This window comes from Confluentibacter sediminis, assembly GCF_003258355.1.
In the GTDB taxonomy this organism is placed as follows: domain Bacteria; phylum Bacteroidota; class Bacteroidia; order Flavobacteriales; family Flavobacteriaceae; genus Confluentibacter; species Confluentibacter sediminis.
Map to the genome: position 1 here is coordinate 1 of NZ_QKPO01000114.1, position 312 is coordinate 312.

Annotated in this window: 1 protein-coding gene; it reads left to right on the forward strand. The window is 34.9% G+C overall.

What is annotated here, in order from left to right; genetic code table 11:
• On the forward strand, positions 1–312 hold a 312-nt coding region (locus DKT72_RS18130), incomplete at both ends, for a fibronectin type III domain-containing protein (protein ID WP_220628179.1).

Consider the following 312-nt stretch of genomic DNA (forward strand, 5'->3'; position numbering starts at 1 on the left):
AAAAAAAACAAGTGGCTCTTCTTTTAATGTGAATTTTGGACCTTCTAGACTCCATGAAGTACAACTTTCTGGTCTAAAACGTTTTACGACCTATTTTTATAGAGTGAAAACGGATAAGTTACGTTCTGATATTTTTCAGTTCAAAACACCGCCTTTTTCAGGTGAAGAAGAATCCTTTAACATGATTGCCATGAGCGATATGCAATATGACAGTCAACAACCCAATAAATTTAATGAGATCGTGAATGAAGGCATCATATCGTATTTGGAAAAAGAGTTTGGAGGTAAATTACCTGACAATCTAGCACTGGT